This is a genomic window from Terrabacter sp. 2YAF2, assembly GCF_052114705.1.
GTDB lineage: Bacteria > Actinomycetota > Actinomycetes > Actinomycetales > Dermatophilaceae > Terrabacter.
This window is the reverse complement of the sequence record NZ_JBFRFG010000035.1, coordinates 1-15,603: the sequence shown is the minus strand read 5'-3', so window position 1 is coordinate 15,603 and position 15,603 is coordinate 1. Positions and strand designations below refer to the sequence as shown.

Annotated in this window: 14 protein-coding genes and 1 pseudogene; 6 read left to right on the top strand and 9 right to left on the bottom strand. The window is 69.3% G+C overall.

Annotated features, from left to right (window positions below; translation table 11 throughout):
• Positions 1-624 (top strand): Type 1 glutamine amidotransferase-like domain-containing protein (locus tag AB4030_RS21770; protein WP_442281288.1); only part of this gene is annotated, 624 nt, incomplete at its 5' end.
• An 81-nt stretch (positions 625-705) separates the two neighbouring features.
• Here AB4030_RS21770 and AB4030_RS21765 read toward each other — a convergent pair.
• Positions 706-1,041: a cupin domain-containing protein gene (locus tag AB4030_RS21765; protein ID WP_442281287.1), complete on the bottom strand. Its 336-nt coding sequence runs from the start codon at positions 1,039-1,041 to the stop codon at positions 706-708.
• A 209-nt stretch (positions 1,042-1,250) separates the two neighbouring features.
• Between AB4030_RS21765 and AB4030_RS21760 the strand changes: the two genes are divergently transcribed.
• The 3 genes and pseudogenes from AB4030_RS21760 to AB4030_RS21750 all read left to right on the top strand — a co-directional run.
• Positions 1,251-1,904 carry an alpha/beta hydrolase gene (locus AB4030_RS21760; RefSeq protein ID WP_442281290.1) on the top strand — a complete coding sequence of 218 codons (654 nt, stop codon included), beginning with the start codon at positions 1,251-1,253 and terminating at the stop codon, positions 1,902-1,904.
• 794 nt (positions 1,905-2,698) lie between these two features.
• On the top strand, positions 2,699-3,298 hold the full coding sequence (locus AB4030_RS21755) for an NAD(P)/FAD-dependent oxidoreductase (RefSeq protein WP_442281286.1): 600 nt from the start codon (positions 2,699-2,701) through the stop codon (positions 3,296-3,298).
• Between the two features lie 47 nt (positions 3,299-3,345).
• Positions 3,346-3,834 (top strand): annotated as a pseudogene (locus AB4030_RS21750) (NAD(P)/FAD-dependent oxidoreductase); the annotation flags it as partial.
• A gap of 191 nt (positions 3,835-4,025) precedes the next feature.
• Here the strand turns inward: AB4030_RS21750 and AB4030_RS21745 are convergent.
• The 4 genes from AB4030_RS21745 to AB4030_RS21730 form a co-directional block, all read right to left on the bottom strand.
• Positions 4,026-5,324: an alpha/beta hydrolase gene (locus AB4030_RS21745; protein ID WP_442281285.1), complete on the bottom strand. Its 1,299-nt coding sequence runs from the start codon at positions 5,322-5,324 to the stop codon at positions 4,026-4,028.
• A 366-nt stretch (positions 5,325-5,690) separates the two neighbouring features.
• Positions 5,691-6,581: a PAS domain S-box protein gene (locus AB4030_RS21740; protein ID WP_442281284.1), complete on the bottom strand. Its 891-nt coding sequence runs from the start codon at positions 6,579-6,581 to the stop codon at positions 5,691-5,693.
• 294 nt (positions 6,582-6,875) lie between these two features.
• A complete protein-coding gene (locus tag AB4030_RS21735) occupies positions 6,876-7,160 on the bottom strand; it encodes an alpha/beta fold hydrolase (RefSeq protein ID WP_442281283.1) in 285 nt (94 codons plus the stop codon).
• A 422-nt stretch (positions 7,161-7,582) separates the two neighbouring features.
• Positions 7,583-7,750 (bottom strand): BldC family transcriptional regulator, encoded by a 168-nt coding sequence (locus tag AB4030_RS21730; protein ID WP_442281289.1) that lies wholly within the window; start codon positions 7,748-7,750, stop codon positions 7,583-7,585.
• Between the two features lie 555 nt (positions 7,751-8,305).
• Between AB4030_RS21730 and AB4030_RS21725 the strand changes: the two genes are divergently transcribed.
• Positions 8,306-8,545, top strand: coding sequence for a DUF7455 domain-containing protein (locus tag AB4030_RS21725; RefSeq protein ID WP_442281282.1), 240 nt, complete (start codon positions 8,306-8,308; stop codon positions 8,543-8,545).
• 141 nt (positions 8,546-8,686) lie between these two features.
• On the opposite strand, the gene AB4030_RS21720 is transcribed toward AB4030_RS21725, so the two are convergent.
• Positions 8,687-9,631: a cold-shock protein gene (locus tag AB4030_RS21720; RefSeq protein ID WP_442281281.1), complete on the bottom strand. Its 945-nt coding sequence runs from the start codon at positions 9,629-9,631 to the stop codon at positions 8,687-8,689.
• A 1,328-nt stretch (positions 9,632-10,959) separates the two neighbouring features.
• Between AB4030_RS21720 and AB4030_RS21715 the strand changes: the two genes are divergently transcribed.
• On the top strand, positions 10,960-12,660 hold the full coding sequence (locus tag AB4030_RS21715) for a sigma factor-like helix-turn-helix DNA-binding protein (protein ID WP_442281280.1): 1,701 nt from the start codon (positions 10,960-10,962) through the stop codon (positions 12,658-12,660).
• A 192-nt stretch (positions 12,661-12,852) separates the two neighbouring features.
• Here AB4030_RS21715 and AB4030_RS21710 read toward each other — a convergent pair whose 3' ends face one another.
• The 3 genes from AB4030_RS21710 to AB4030_RS21700 all read right to left on the bottom strand — a co-directional run bounded on the left by AB4030_RS21710 (position 12,853) and on the right by AB4030_RS21700 (position 15,323).
• On the bottom strand, positions 12,853-13,770 hold the full coding sequence (locus tag AB4030_RS21710) for a hypothetical protein (protein ID WP_442281279.1): 918 nt from the start codon (positions 13,768-13,770) through the stop codon (positions 12,853-12,855).
• A gap of 622 nt (positions 13,771-14,392) precedes the next feature.
• Entirely contained in the window at positions 14,393-14,911 is a 519-nt protein-coding gene (locus AB4030_RS21705; RefSeq protein ID WP_442281278.1) for an AAA family ATPase, read from the bottom strand.
• 82 nt (positions 14,912-14,993) lie between these two features.
• Positions 14,994-15,323 carry a hypothetical protein gene (locus AB4030_RS21700; RefSeq protein ID WP_442281277.1) on the bottom strand — a complete coding sequence of 110 codons (330 nt, stop codon included), beginning with the start codon at positions 15,321-15,323 and terminating at the stop codon, positions 14,994-14,996.
• Positions 15,324-15,603: the final 280 nt, after the last annotated feature.

Below are 15,603 nucleotides of genomic sequence, written 5' to 3'. Positions count from 1 at the left end.
GCGCTCGTCGATCTGTTGGGCAAGCCGGTCGAGGAGGCAAGAGCGCTCTGCATTCCCACCGCTCAGTGGGGTCATCCGATGTGCGGGCCGGTCTCGGCGCGCGGGTTTGTCGCTGGTCTGCCGCCGTGGGGCGGGATGACCTCGATGTCGTGGAAGTCTCTCGGCCTGCTCGAGCTGAGCGCACTGGCGACGATCGGCGAAGAACGCTGGGTGCCGTGGATTCGTGCGGCCGACGTCCTCCTCGTCGACGGTGGCGAGGCCACCTATCTGTGCCACTGGATGAAGGAGTCCGGGCTCGCGGCCCTCCTGCCGTCGCTGTCCGACACGGTCTGGGTGGGCGTGAGCGCCGGCAGCATGGTGATGACGCCGAGGATCGGTGCGGACTTCGTACAGTGGCCGGGAGCGCCCGACGACCGCACGCTCGGCCTCGTCGACTTCTCGATCTTTCCCCATCTTGATGAGTTCCCGGAGAACACCATGGCCCATGCCGAGAAGTGGGCTGCCGAGATCAGCGGGCCGGCATACGTCCTCGATGACCAGTCTGCGATCCGGGTGGTCGACGGGGTGGCCCAAGTGGTGTCCGAGGGGCGTTGGAGGCGCCTTCCTGGGGAGGGTCCCTACTAGAAGCAGGCGTTGCCTTGAGTTCGGGCAACACGACACCCCCTTCAAACGCCGGGGCAGGTGCCGCTGGTTCCCCAAGGTGTGTCAGTCGAAGGCGGCTGCGAGTCCGGCGCTCTCTACGACGATCGCGGTCAGACCCGTCCTGCTGCGCGTTTCGTGGCTCTCGCCTGCGCTCCAGAGTGCCGCCGATCCGTGGTGAAGGACGTGCGTGACGCCGTCCGCGCCCGATGCCTCTGCCTCTCCGCAGAGCACAACCAGGCATTGATCGACAACGGCCGGATGACGCCCAATGATGCCGCCGGGGGCGAGCCTGGCGATGACGACGTGAGCGTCAGCCGCGATGGGGACCACGCCGAAGCCATCGCTACCGAAGCTTGTGATGTTTCGAGCGGTCAACTCTTCTGTAGAAATCACGCGCACCGGACACATCCTTCCGGATTGCCATGAGCGATCGACTGAGGGTGCGTCAGCGGCGCCCGACCGGCGGCAAGAGCGGACGTGCCGCGCGGCATTCCTCGGGCGTTCGAACGAGGCGCGGCACATCTCTCGCTCGGCTTGCAGCCAGTGCATTCCTCGACGAGTTCGGGGCCGCGGTGGATCATGACAGTTGACGAGAGGTCGTGGTGACGATGCCATCCACTGCTGGCGAGTTCGTCAGCGAGAGGTTCGACTATGACCGCGGTCGCCAGGTCACCGCGTACGTCCCGCCGCATCCCCCCGAGGCGGTCGTGTTCGCCGGCGACGGTCAGCTGCTCGCACGGTGGGGGAGAGACCTCGAGGCGGCCGATGTACCTCCCACGTTGATCGTCGGAGTTCACCGCTCAGCCGATGAGGCGGAGCGCCTGCACGAATACTCACCCGGCTTCGACCCGGAGCGGTTCGCTGCGCATGAGGCGTTCTTCGTCAAGGATGTCCGCACATGGGCCCAGTCGCGATTCGGGCTGGCGATGCCCGCCGCGCGCACCGCGGTGTGCGGGGTCTCCGCGAGTGGCGAGCTGGCGCTCGCCCTTGGACTGCGGCATCCAGACATCTACGGTGCGGTCTTCTGTACCTCTCCGGGAGGGGGCTTCCACCCCTCGGTGACGAGGCCGAGCTCGCTGCCGAGGGCGTACTTCGTTGCCGGAACCCTGGAGCCGTTCTTCCACGAGAATGCCTCCCGCTGGGCAACAGCGTTCCGCGAAGCAGGCGCGGACGTCCTCATGACAGAGCGGGTCGGATCACATGGCGACGCCTTCTGGCGCGAGGAGCTGCCACTCATGGTGGCATGGGCGTTCGGAGGGTGACGCGGTGCGCGCTAATCGGTACGACCGCGCTGGTCGCGACAGATGAGCGTGTCCGACTCCGGCTACGTGTCGAGGGTGATGCCGGTGATTGCCCGTCCCCGGCGTCAACCGCGTGACACGCTGAAAGAGCGCCGGGGGTGCCGGACCAGGGGTCCCACCACGTTGAGCAGACAGCGTGCCCCGGTCCGTGAAGCGCTGCCGTCCAGGGTCGGCCTGCCGACCGCGGACAGCAAGAGCCTGCACCAGTCACTATGTGAAGGGCTGCCCTTCCCGAAGGAGGGACGATGACCGCGGACCATGTGGCCGCTGACGCGGCGGCACCCGGCTCTCCGGTGCTGTTCGTGGTGACGCCGATCCGCGGTCCCGTCGCGCGGTCGAAGCCGCGCTGATCCGCCGGTTCGGCCGCGACTACCGGGTACTCGTCGCCGCAACGCCCGAGGACGCTCTGTCAGACTTCCAGCGACTGGCCGACCAGGGCCGCGAGTTGGCGCTCGTGGCAGTCGACCTGCAATTACGCGGCATGGACGGCGTTGAGCTCCTTGAGCGAGCCCATGCCCTCCATCCCGGTTCCTGGCGAGTTCTGTTGGTGGCATGGACCGGTACCACACGAAAGTCCCGGTGAGCCACCTGGCGACGCTCCAGCGCGCGTCCGCCCTGGGACAGATCGACTTCTCTGTCGTGAAGGGATGGGTCACCCCGGAGGAGTGGCTGTACCCGCAGATCCAGGAGGCGCTTACGGCCTGGACGCTCGCGCACCGGCCGAGTCACGTCGTCTACCGAGTCGTCGGCGAGCAATGCCCCCCCGCAGCCACGAGCTGCGTGACCTGCTCACGCGCAACAGCGTGCCGTTCGAGTTCTACGCCGCCGACTCGGAAACCGGCTTGCGGCTCATCGACGAGTTCACGCTTGACGTGGAGCGCCTCCCTGCAGTGATCCACTACGACGGCTCGGTCCAGCACGATCCCAGCCTCGCCGACGTGGCGGCCGCGCACGGGATTCAGACCCGGCCGCCGCGCGGGGTCTACGACCTGGCCATAGCTGGCGCTGGACCGGCAGGTCTGGGAGCCGCGGTGTATGGCGCCTCCGAAGGGCTGCGCACGGTGGTCTTCGAGCCGCACGCGCTCGGCGGACAGGCTGGCACGAGCTCCATGATCCGCAACTACCTCGGTTTCCCGCGGGGAATCAGCGGGGGCGGACTGGCCCTGCGGGCCTGGGAACAGGCCCTGCTCTTCGGCGCCCAGTTCGTCTTCATGAACGAGGTGACCGGGCTGAGCCCACGCGGTGACACCGTCGTGATGACGCTCGGCGACGGAAGCCAGGCGGTCGCCAGGGCAGTGATCATCGCCACGGGTGTGACCTACCGCCGGCGCGACATCCCGACCCGGACCACCTGATCGGAGCAGGCGTGTTCTACGGCGCGCCCGGCGCCGAAGCCCCCGCTATGGCGGCTGAGCACGTCTGCGTTGTCGGTGGGGCCAACTCGGCCGGTCAGGCGGCCCTCCATCTGGCCAGGTTCGCCTCTCGAGTCACAATGCTCGTCCGCGGCGAGTCTTTGGCCAGCGGCATGTCTGACTACCTCGTCACTCAGATGGAGGCCACGCGCAACATAGACGTCCGGCTCGGGACCCGAGTTGCCGACGGCCACGGCCAGACCCGTCTGGAGAGCCTGACCCTCGAAGACGTTCGAACTGGTCGGCGTGAAGAGGTCGCCGCCGCGGCCGTATTCGTGATGATCGGAGCCGAGCCGCACACGCACTGGCTCAGCGGCCAGGTCACGGTGAATGACCGGGGATTCATCCTGACCGGCCGCGACCTGCCCCACGACGCATGGCCGGTACATCGCCCACCCTTGCCCTTTGAGACGAGCGTTCCGGGCGTGTTCGCGGCCGGCGATGTGCGCTTCGGCTCCAACAAGCGCGTCACCGGGGCAGCCGGGGAGGGATCGGTCGCTGTTGGCTCCGTCCATAGGTACCTCGCTGGACTCGACTCGCGTGGCGGGCGTCCTCCGGTACGGACCGATAGGACGCCGCCCGATGCTCCCGGCGGTCGGTTCCCTCAATCAGCAGGACGCCCCCATGCGTCGTCCCGGGCACGGGAGCGTCGAACCGGTTGCCGCGGTGGTCACTTGGGCAGCGGCTGGTTGGTTCGGACTGAGGACACGACATCGAGGATGGCCTGGGTTGTGGCCTTGGCGTACCGCTCGTCCGTGATGAGCGCGATATGTCTGGCGCCCGTCACGACGCGGTGCGAGCTGTCGGTCGACAAGGTGGCCAGCTTGTTCTGAGCCGCGTCGTGGGTGGGATCGGTTTCGGCGCCGGCGGTCAGGACGACCAGCGGCTTGGCGCCGAAGCCGGTCAGCATGGCAGCCTCTGCTCCAGAGGCGTTGGCCTGGACGAACTCGTCGATCCAGCCGGAAGCGTAGGCGGCGGTCGCGGTCTTGGCGCGGATCTCGTCACGCGGCTGCGGCGGCAGGTCGCCATAGCCGAAGCTGCCGACCAGGCGCACCAGGCCGACGCGTGCAGCCGCGGCCGCGAGGGCTGCGACCCGGGAGGTGGCGGCGTCGTTGGAGCCGGGGTCGTACGCCCTGGCGTTGGCGGAGACTGCTTGGGTGGCGGGGTTGGTGGCGTCGATCAGCACCAGGCCGGCGACGTCGTCGGGGAAGCGGTCGGCGTGGGTGAGGACGTAGAGGCCGCCGAAGGAGTGACCGGCCAGGACGTAGGGCCCGGGGACGTGGGCGCGCTGGAGCAGGGTGTGCAGGTCGGTTGCGACCTGGGTGGCGTCCTGCGGGCTGTCTGTGGGGTCGCTCCAGCCGCGGCCCGGACGGTCGTAGACGCAGACCCGCGTGTGGGCGGCCACGGCGGGGGCTATCCGTGCCCAGACCGAGGAGAAGTCGCCTCCGCCGGGTTGCAGGACAACGGTGGGGCTGCCGGAGCCGGTGCAGTTCAGGTGGACGCGGTGTCCGTCGACGTCGACCAGCTGACCGGTCATCGGGTAGGCGGCGGCGTCCGCGTGTTCCCGGACGGTTTCGTAGCCGCCGCCGATGGCGGCCAGCGCCAGCACCGCCAGCACCGGGTAGAGCAGCCAGAACCGGGTTCTGCTGTGCAGCTGTCGACGCGCCTGGAGGTAGATCCAGATCACCAGTGCCAGCAGCACCGGGGGCCATACCCAGTTCAGTACCGGCCGCAAGGAGTCACCGAACGCGAGCAGAAGGACACCGCTGACGCCCATCACCAGCGCAGGTAGCGCCGCCCACCGCTGGGGTTGATCGGTGTAACGCGTCGAGAGGACCGCCAACATCGCCCATCCCACCGCGAATCCGCACAGAGCTGCACCGGTCACATGGTTCTCGTCCGGCGAGACGAACGGGGCGAGGACAAGGAGCACGGCGGCGAAGAGCCCCGTGGCCAGTGACCCGGCCACGATCCGGCCGATATGGCCCTGCCGTGCGCGACCTGGACCATCGTCCGCACGGACCCGTCCGGGTGCGGTAGGTGTGGTGGCCATGGCGCCTCCTACCGAAGGTGGCGCAGCGCGAGCACCGCCGACTGCGGTGAGCACGTTCCGTCATCTTCGACGGTACGTCCGCGGCTGTCGCCTTGAACCTGACATGGCAAGATCCCAGGGCGACGCAGCGAAGGGCGTCTGAACTGCGCAGAGGAGCCACGATTGCCCGGAGAGCGGCAGATAAGTGCGTTGCTTCTGGGTGGTCGTGTGCGGCGGCGGGAGCTCGGCTCACGGTGGAGGTCGCGACGGTCACGCATTCCACGACAGCTCAAGCACCGACCACTACGGCTTGACGACCTCGCGGAGGGTTTCCATGGCTCGCCCCACGGCGTCGCGAGCGGCTTCGATCCGGGCCGCGCTCGAGGGTGCTGCGTGCATCAGTGCGCGGTCGAGTTCGAGCGCGGCCGCGAATAGGTCCTGGAGCACCTCGGAGTGGACCGCCTCAAGGATGCGCTCACGCTCCTCGAGGCGGGCAAGGCGCTCGCTGCGTCGGATGTTGCAGACGTGGCCCTGCGACCCGGGCTGGGTGTAGAGGTCGGTCACGGCCACCTCCACCCAAGACCAGGCGCCGTCGGTGCGGACCCGGAGCTCGCCGACCCGCTCCGCCCGGGGCGGGTCGGCGGCCAGCAGCTCCTCTAACGTTTGGTGGTCCTCGGGGTGGATGCGGTCCGTGATGGGTGTGCCTACGACCTCGTCGACTGGCCAGCCGAAGAGGTTCGCGACCGCTGGGCTGGCGTAACTGACGAGATGGTGCTCATCGACCAGGACAGCGGCGTCGCTGGAGCGTTCCATCAGGTGCCGGACGGCGTCGCCGAGGTTGAGGGAGGCGCCGACGATGCCGATCAGCTCCCCGCCGCGGTACACGCCAGTGTCGGTGACCAGCGCGTGCAGCACCTCGCCGCTGCGGCGCCGAACCGGGAATCCACCGGACCATGGACGGCCTTCTCGCAGAGCAACCATGATCTCCGCCGCCGCCTGCTGGGAGACCTCCGGCACCGTCACCTCCGTGATGTCACGCCCCACGGCCTCCGCGGCGGGCCAGCCGTACAGCTGCTCGGCGGCGTCGTTCCAGGACAGCACCGTCCCCCGCGTGTCCGTCGCGATCACGGCGTGCCCGAGGGCATGCAGCAACTCGTCGGCAGACGGGCGCAGGGGGAGGGCCTCGGTGTCCATGAATCCAGCCTGCGCCCCATGCCTCACGTGGTCACGGGGCGAAAGACCCGGGACTGCTCACTGGCCGGCCCTCTGTGCCGCTATCCGCTCCAGTCACATCCGCAGGAGGCCCACAGCCGTCTGGGTCACACACGATGCGCCGTCACAAAACCAGAGGCGTGGACGCGGCCGACGTCCCCTGCCCGAAGGCCGTGCGCCTCTTGCAGAGTTTCTTGGGCGACGCGTAGCAGTCGGGCGGAAAGTCGGTGTCGCCGATCTCCTGTCGACATGGCGGGGGCCGCGACCGCCCTGGTGTCAGGCGGACGCAGTCGGTTGCGTTGGCAGGGAGAGGAACGCCTGGACGGCATCCTGGGTCTCGTCGGCGCGCCCGAGCTGGAGGTGTCCGCCACTGTCGTGGGCGAGCAGCCGGGCGTCCGGGATGCGTGCGGCCGCGGCCTCGGCGGGCCCGAACGATGCGAGGGTGTCGTCGCGGGAGTGGATGATGAGGGTGGGCACGGTGATGGTCTCGAGAGGGTAGGTGTCGACGTCGGGGTTGCCTATGTAGGCGTCGAAGATGATCCCGGTCGAGCGGTCTCGCACCGGGAAGATGCTGTCGATGACCAGCAGCCCGAACCTGCAGCCAGCACGCTTCACAGCACGGCCGACCTGACCCGCGCGGCAAAGGCGCTGTCCCGAGCCCAAGGGCATCGGGAAGCAGCCTGTCCCAGAGCCCGAGCGCCAGCACCGTGGTCACGTCGACCCACACCGCACCCGGGGTCCAGTACGACGGCCCGGTGCGCGACCTTCCCGTCAAGTCGCCGGCGCTCGGCGTCCTGACGACATGCCCGCTACGGCCGCCCAGCCAGCGGGTTGCTCGTGCGCCCAAAGCAGTCGCCGCGAGACGCCACCAGCGGGCCGCCTCGCGCGGCCCTCTGTCGTGCCGGTGACGGATTCGTCACAGGTCCAACTACTTAGTCGGATCATCGCGACCTGCGCACATCCCGGTGGGGGAGAGGATCCCGCTACGAGCCGGCGGCCCGTTCCAGGAGGGTGTGAACCTGCGCCGCACGGTAACGTCGGTGCCCACCCGGGGCGGAGACCGCCTCGAGGCGCCCTGCCTGGGCCCAGCGGGTGACGGTCTTCGCGTCGACTCGAAAAAGCGCGGCCACCTGAGCGGGCGTGAGCAGCATCTCCGTGGGCGAGACCACCGATGTCGTCGTTGATGTCGTCATTGTGGACTCCCATGCAACTTAGTCCCCGACTACCCGCTGGCCAGCGGGCCTTGGGGTAGGGCCACGGTAGAGCGCCCTGATCTGGCGCGAGCCGGATTGCACCTTTTCCGCCGAGCCTGCTCCCGCCTCTCGCAGGGCACGCGCCGACCGTCAGCCCCCGTCGTCAGCGCGAACAACGCGGGGTCGCAGGCGGGCGAGCTGGCACCAGGCCGATACCGTCTCCGGTCCGTGTCCGCAGCACATAGCGACCTCTTGGAGTTGCTGGCGAAACCTGCAGTCCCGCAGCCCGCCGGACATATGCGGATACCGCCTGCCACGGACGACTGCTTACTGGGTCGTGCAGCGTGAGAGTGGCGCGGGGAGAGCGTGCAAGGGGTATGGACAGGAGGCCAGGGGGTCCGTCGTGATTGCCATGCCGTGGGGCGCAGCCACGGTGGAGTTGGACCACGCATATCGACAACTCAGGTTCGCTGAACGGGCACCGCCCACTTCGCACCGCCGGGAAGGAGCGCCATGAGCGCCGCCGTCACCAACACCTCCATCCGCCAGCTGAGGATCACTGACCGGTGCGACCGGTGCGGTTCGCGGGCCTACGCGCAGACGCGGAGCCCCGAGGGCCTCAAACTGCTGTGGTGCGGGCACCACTTCAAGTTCCACGAGCCCGCCCTGACCGAGAAGGCTCACGTCGTCGAGGCCGACGAGCGCGAGCTCATCAACCCGATGCCCAGCCTGCCGAGCCCGTCCGCGAACTGAGCCCGGCGACAACCCGTCCCGCAGGGTAGCCCTTTCCGGAAGCCGGCCTGCGCGGTCGGGTCTATCGCTCGGATCGCGGCATGAGCATGCGACGGGATCGGGACGCGACTGAGCGCCAGCTCGCCCGGACCGCCGTCCCGCTCACACCCGTTCGACGCGGTCGGCCTGTGGTCCTCGATCGCTCTGTCGCACCTGGTACCGAACCCGATCGCCTTGGTGCAGCGCCTCGGCGCCTCTAAGAACCGACACGTGCACGAACAGGTCCGCGCCTCCCGCGTCCGGGGCGATGAAGCCGAACCCCCGCTCCGCGTCGTAGCGCGCGACCACTCCCTCACCACCTCGCGCCGGGACGTCGGATGCCTCCCGGTGTCCCGAACGGGCGCGGGTCGCCGACCTCGCGGGTGCGCCCCGCGGTGTCGAGCTGCGTGCGAGGCGCACGTCGCGAGCCTGCGGGCCCTTCTCGCTCACGACGATGTTGTACATCACCCGGTCCCCCTCGCCCAGCTCGGGGAGCCCGTCGGCCAGCGCCCGGACGTGGACGAAGACATCGGGGCCACCCGACTCGGGGGTGATGAACCCGAAGCCCTTGTCCCCGTCGTACCAGGACACGGTGCCGTCCGCCCCGTCGGACGCCACGGCCTGCTGGGCGGCCTGGGCTCCCAAGGGCAGCAGATGGTCAGCCTGCGGTCCCTTCTCCCCGTCGACGACGAGGAACGCCACCCGCTGCCCCTCCGAGACCACGCCGCCCGCCACGATGGCCGAACTGTGCACGAAGATCTCGGCACCACCGCCATCGGGCGTGATGAAGCCGTACCCCTTGGCAGGCTCGTACCAGGCGACGGTGCCGAGCACGCCCAGCGGTGTATCGGCGGCCTGGTCGGCCGTGACCCGGACGCGGCGTGCCTGCGGGCCGCGGTCCCCCTCGCCGATCTCGAACTCAACCACCTGCCCCTCCCGGAGCAGCTTCATCGCGTCGTCGCTGACGATCTCGGACGCATGCACGTACAGGTCCTCTGCCTCCTGCCCGAGGGCGATGAAGCCGAACCCCCGGTCGGCATCGAACCAGCGGACGGTTCCCTCGGTCACGGCTGACTCCTTGTCGAAACTACGGTCGGTGTTCCCCCTAGTGTCCCCGACGGGACTGCGACAAGCGCCCACCGCCAGACAGTGCTCGCACTGCCGAGGCAAGGCCCGACGACGACGTCCACGGCACCCGGCGCCGCACCGACAGCGGCATGTCCGGTCCCCCCCGCTCGGGCCTGTGCGTGGCTGCTTGTCGGCCCACGCTCAGGTCGCGAAACTCGGCGTCATGGGCAAGTACAGGTGGCGGACTGAGGTCAGACGCAAGTTGCCTTGGTTCCTGATCGACCTGGGTATAACAGCCAAGGGGCGCCGGGACTGCGGTTGTCACGAGTGGTACCGGGAGTACGACGACATCTGGCGCTGCTACCACTGCCAACCTGGCGAATACGTCGGAGAGGACCCCTACGTCGGCGACGTACCTCGCGACCTCGGGTAGTCGCCCAAGGGCCCTGAAGAAAGGTCGATCGCCCGCGTCGCGGCAGTTGAGCGCGATCGTGTCCCGCGTCTGACACTGTGACGGCATGTCCTTCGACAATCTTCTTTCAGGGGTTCACCGCGGGTGAGTCTTCCGAGCATGGCGGCCTCGAGATGCTCCGGATCCTCGCGCCCCACGTCATCGAGGCAGATGGCTCGTTCCTTCGCGTGAGATTCGGCGATGGTGAGGCTGACGTCTACCTGAACGATGACGGGATGATGGCCAACCACGTCTCCGACAGGGGCCCTTGGGAGTTGCTCGTTGAGGGAGCCAAGGCCGCCAACTGGGTGATCATGCCGATGGGCTGTCCGACATGCCTGACGCATCCTGGGCAGCGAGAAGAACTGCCTGACGAGTTGGGCGATGACCTGGCGTTCGTCGATGGCGGCGCGGAACTCTTGCTAGTCATCGAGTCGCACCAACCGCGGCATGGTCGGACGTTGTCGAAGTCGCTGGCCGCGGGCGCTTCCTGTCGGCGACCACAGCTATCGCGACGTGGCCCGCACATCCCGAGTCGGGGGGCTGCCGCTGGTCGCGTGCTGCGCGCGACCGGGACGCCATACGCCACGTGCCCACCGCCGGGCAGAACGCCAGCCCGGACAGAAGTGACGTCCCGCGCGTGTCCCGCTTCACGAAGCTAAGGCAGCCGGCCGGGTCCATGCACGAGTGGGACGCTGGTCTAGCTCGAGCGTCGCGGCCTGTTGTGCTGTAGGACGGTCCCGCCCTACAGCACAACGTCGGCGCCCGCTGGCTGCGCATCCGTGACGGCGAGCCGGCCGCGACCTCGCGGACCCCTTGCTGCCCCGGGGGATGTGCTCGGGCCGCTACTGCGTCCATCCTTGGAGGAGGAGGGTGTATGCGCGGGATCGACGCGGACTTCGCCGGCTACGTGCGGGCACGGCAGCTGGGGCTGCTCCGCGGCGCCTGGCTCGAGACCGGCGACGTCCGTCGCGCCGAGCAGCTCGTGCTGGGCGTGCTCACGAGCCTCGCCGGCCGCTGGCGGCACCTCCCCGACGCGTCGCCTGAGGCGTTCGTACGCGCCCGCGTCCACCGGGACGCAGTGGCCGCGGCCGCGGGTATCGGCCCCGCCGACCGGCGCTCGCTCGGCGCTCCTCCGCTCGCCCTGCTCCCGCCACGGGAGCGCGCCGTGCTGGTGTTGCGCTTCGGGGAGGGCCGGTCGGTGGACGAGACCGCCGAGGCGTTGGGGATTGCCCGGCACCGGGCCCGGGAGGCGGAGCGGGGCGGCCGGCACGCGCTGGCTCGGTCGGACGGTGCGGCGCCGACCGGGCCGGAGATCCGAGCGCTGCTGGAGGAGGCCAGCGCGGGCGTTCTGGAGGTCGACCTCGCGGAACGCGCTTGGCAGCAGGCGCTGCTTCAGCGGTCGGCGACGCGGCGCCGCGGGCTTTCGGGGCTCGTCATCGCGGCCCTCTGGGCGGCAGGCGTGTGGGCCGGGGGTGGAGGACAAGGGATCCTCCGCACCGCCGGGGCGAACGGGTTCCCCGGGGTGACCCGGCTCGCACTCCCCACGACGGCCGACCCAACGCCAGTGCCGCAGGCGGCCGAGGCGGTCTGGCACACGAGCGCGGACGGCCCGAAGTACGTCGTCGCGCCCGAGGCCGGCACGGAGGCGAGCCAGCCGCTGCTCGCGACCGGCCTGACGCCCATCATCGACCCCAACCGTCCCCACGAGCTCGCGAGCAGCCACCGACCCAGCGGGCTGAAGGCGCTCGGTGACGCGATCTACCTCGAGGAACGCTCCCCGGGTCAGTGGACCCCCGTGGTCGTATGGGGTGACGGCCGGCTCTTCACCCTCGACACCGTTGCCCTCGCCGGCCTGCGGACCGGGCCCGGCATCGGCGGCCCGCCCCTGGACGTGTGGGCGTTCTCCGGTGACAAGACGAGCCTCGCGTTCCCCCAGCCGGGGAGGGTCGTCGTGGTCGACGTCGGCACCCGTACGGCGCACGACGTCGCGATCCCGTCGCCCGACCTGCAGTGGGCCGGGTGGCTGGGCGGCTACGTCCGGGCCGGTTCGGCAACTGGCACATGGTCGCCGGGACTGTCCCCACGGTGGCCCGCACCGGACCCACCTCGCAGCCCCGGCACGCGAGAGTTCCGGGTCGAGAACGGCCAGACCGTCCTGGACCAGCACTTGCCCGACCCGTCCGCACGGCCGGTCCCCGTTGACTGGCCGCACACGCGCCCGTTGGGTGAGACCGTCTCCGACGCCGCACAGTACGCGTCCGCCTTCGCGCTCGGCCCGGGCCAGGACCGCCACCTGCAGGCGGCCGCGCCGCGCACCGTCATCGTCGCCACCAACCGGATGGGCTACGAGCGGATGCTCGTGTTCGGCGAGGAGCAGCCCCGCGACCCTGACTGCTGCACGGTGCTGGGATGGACGGTCCGCGGTGAGGTGCTCTACCTCTCCGTCGCGCCAAGCGGCACCTGGATCATGGGCTGGAACCCCGAGAGCGGGATCGTCTCCCGCGTCTCCCGCTTCCTCACCTCGGCGACCGTGCCACCGGTCATCGCGCTCGGGGCGCGCTTCACCGTCGGCTAGGAGGAGGCTCAGGAACCGCTCGGGACGACCGAGAGCAGGCCGCCCCATTCGAAGAGATGCCGGTCAGCGGCATGATCGGACGTCGCTGTGCCGGCGCCAGTTTGCTGGTGCGCCGCCAGCGTCGCGGAACTGCCCCAACGGAGTTGCCACCCGCGCGGAAGACGTTCCCAACGAGGCGCCAGACGGCGCCGCCTACTCTCCGTCCAGGAGTCCGTGAATCGTTGCGTCCTCTGCGGCGATCTGGCCTCGCGTCCCGGGCGGATCGGTGACCCCGTAGCGGATGTCTCCGCGTCTGGGTGCCCCGCCCAAGGTGAGCCACCCGAGTTCAACCCCGTTAGGCAAGACGCCGCCGCCGGCTGCCTTTTGGCGGCGTGCGTCCTCAGGCCCCAGCCCCGCCGAGCGCCAGACACGGGCCTCGTTGGGCAGGACGTCGACGTCTCTCCATCCGCGGGCCTCGTGAGCGGAGAAGCCCGCCTCCACCCAGCGGATCTCCTCATCCGCGTCGATGCCGGCCGCGGCGAAGGCCGTCGCTTCATCTGGGGTTAGGGACCGATCAGCCAACAGCAGCTCCCGAACCCGCTCTGAGGGGTAGCCCCTCGCGCGCCACCGGGCAGCCGCGCTGCGCTCGACGAGCCCGTACAGCAGGCTCACGTCCTTGATCGTGAACCCGTCGGCCAGCCACGGAGCCGCCTGGCTCGGCACGATCTCTCGTAGGCACATGGCAAGGTCCGGCCGTGGCTCCACGGGCACACCGAGGGCACGCCATCCGATGATCGCCGCGACGGCTTCGGCTGGCGTCGGGCGGATGACGATGCGGACCCAGGCCACGGCCTCGGCCTCGGTCAGCCCCGCGCCGCCGCCGTCAATGGGCGCCGTGAGCTTCGCCGTCTGGTCCGGGCTGAGGCCGGCAAGAGCCAGTTCGGAGAAGTGCGCCGGAAGCGTGCCCGCGAGACGCCAAGCCTTGGCGGCGTCGGCCTGCGGACCCGTCCAGAAGTCCCACACCTGCTGCTCGGACCAACGCAGCACCTCCCGTGCGGCTGCCACGAGAATGCTCGGTCGCTCCCACGGCTCACGTTCGTCGGGCCATCGACGGAGCACGGCGAAGAGCATCTCGGCTGTGAGGGAGGGCCACGGCGACCGCAGCAACCACAGCCGGCCGACAGGGCGGGGCGGCACACCCGCGGCGGCGGCGTCCTCGGCGACCTCGGCCTCCATGATCTGGAACTTGTCGGCGGGTAGCGGTTCGATCTAGGATCGCTCCCCACTGAATCCCACTCGCACGCGTGGATACCGATCGGGGAGCCAGCACCGGTGAGCCGGCGGCCACACGACCGGTAGCAGCCAGGTCTCGGGGTGCCCACCGACCATGGACCAGCCCTGCGCGGTCAGGGCCTGCACCTCGGGCAGGTCCGCAGTGCCCGGCAGCTTCCGGCCGGGTGGGAGTCGGAACGGCCGACCCTCGGCGACCAATGCCGTCAGTTCCGCAAGCTCGGGCGGAAGCGGTGGTAGAGGGTCGACGGCCGGCGGAGTGTCGGCTCCCCACGGGTCATCGCTCATGCCGCCCACTGTCGCACCGCTCGGATGTGCCGTGGGCGTCTCCACCTTGCGCTCTTGGGGTGAGGAGTTGCTGTTGGACCCGTCCATCCCGAGCTGGGACGGGTCCAGGGAGGCCCTTCGGGGCGTCCCCGGCCGCTCCGTACGCGGCAGTTGCGGATGGCTCGAGCCAGTGGAACTAGAGGTCTTCTGATCGGCTCCGCCACTGCCGGCGTACAGCGTCGACTTGAACTTCCAGCGTCATAGCGGACACATCTAGCTCCGAGTCGGTCTCAAGCGGCTCGGTCTGTTGGCGATGGAGCATCTCGAACTCGGCAGCAGTGAGATAAACCGGCCGGGTGCCTGCGCGCGCTTTTGCGGTCGAAGGGTCGCAGACCAGCCGGATGACCACCAACTCCGGCACCAGGTCTCGGTAGATGCTCAAAAGGTCTTGAGTGACGACATCGCTCAGGATCACGTTAATCCCCGAGTCGGTGAAGTTAGCTGCCAACGCAGCAGCGTTGCGAATCCCCAACAGGTGCTGGGCACGGCCCTCAACGCCTTTCCACGGTGCGACGCCGCCGCTCTTGATCATCTGGCGCACGTCATCCACATCGATGAACGCGCATGGCTCCGTCGCCTCAGCTAGGGCTCGCGCGGTCGTAGTTTTGCCGACCGCCGGGCCGCCTGTCAGGAGCAGTGGACGGAGTATGGTCACGGATCGGAGGCTACGGGGAGAGCTGCTTCTACGCTTGGAACCGCTCCAGCACCAAGCCTTCTGCCCGCGGCATGACCGGGCACTACCTGTCCTTCGTGGCCGGTTCGTGGAAGTACGTCACCCGCTTGCCCATCGCGTGGGCGTACGCAATCTCGCGCCGGGTGGACTCTCCGATGTAGCCATCGGGGTTCACGATTCGCACCTCATCTGCAAGGTCGATCCGTCGGAGGTGCAGCTCACCTAAGGCGTGGACGAGCTGCGGCTCTGGTGCCGACACCTCGGTGGCTTCCGGAGCAAGAACAATCGCCAGGTCGAGCGTCAAGCGCGTGCGCTCTTCCGTGAACTCCCGGCCGAAGCGTAGGGAACCGCAGAGACAGACGATCTTTGGGCGAGCAACTGGCACGTCGGTCATGGGCACCTTTCCAGAGCCAAGGATCGGCAGTGTGTCATGACGTCCAGTTGGGCAGGCTCGGTGACGCCTGGTCCTCCGCCTTCGGCACGATCGCTCGCCCAGCGGCATGAGCGTGCGACGTCAGCGGCCGGTTTCTCAAACGCGGGCAGGACCGGACCGCATCCGGCATAGTACGGCGCGTGGGACAGGACGGCGTCGAACAGAGGACAAGCGCAGACCGTCCTGAGGCCAAGGCGCTCGTACGCCCCAACTTCACGCAGCGCGCGAACAGGCGGTTCCC

Coding starts and splice junctions, on each gene's coding strand:
- AB4030_RS21760 (WP_442281290.1), top strand. CDS start 1,251: ATGCCATCCACTGCTGGCGAGTTCGTCAGCGAGAGGTTCGACTATGAC.
- AB4030_RS21755 (WP_442281286.1), top strand. CDS start 2,699: ATGCCCCCCCGCAGCCACGAGCTGCGTGACCTGCTCACGCGCAACAGC.
- AB4030_RS21740 (WP_442281284.1), bottom strand. CDS start 6,581: ATGGACACCGAGGCCCTCCCCCTGCGCCCGTCTGCCGACGAGTTGCTG.
- AB4030_RS21730 (WP_442281289.1), bottom strand. CDS start 7,750: ATGCTGCTCACGCCCGCTCAGGTGGCCGCGCTTTTTCGAGTCGACGCG.
- AB4030_RS21725 (WP_442281282.1), top strand. CDS start 8,306: ATGAGCGCCGCCGTCACCAACACCTCCATCCGCCAGCTGAGGATCACT.
- AB4030_RS21715 (WP_442281280.1), top strand. CDS start 10,960: ATGCGCGGGATCGACGCGGACTTCGCCGGCTACGTGCGGGCACGGCAG.
- AB4030_RS21710 (WP_442281279.1), bottom strand. CDS start 13,770: ATGCTCTTCGCCGTGCTCCGTCGATGGCCCGACGAACGTGAGCCGTGG.
- AB4030_RS21700 (WP_442281277.1), bottom strand. CDS start 15,323: ATGACCGACGTGCCAGTTGCTCGCCCAAAGATCGTCTGTCTCTGCGGT.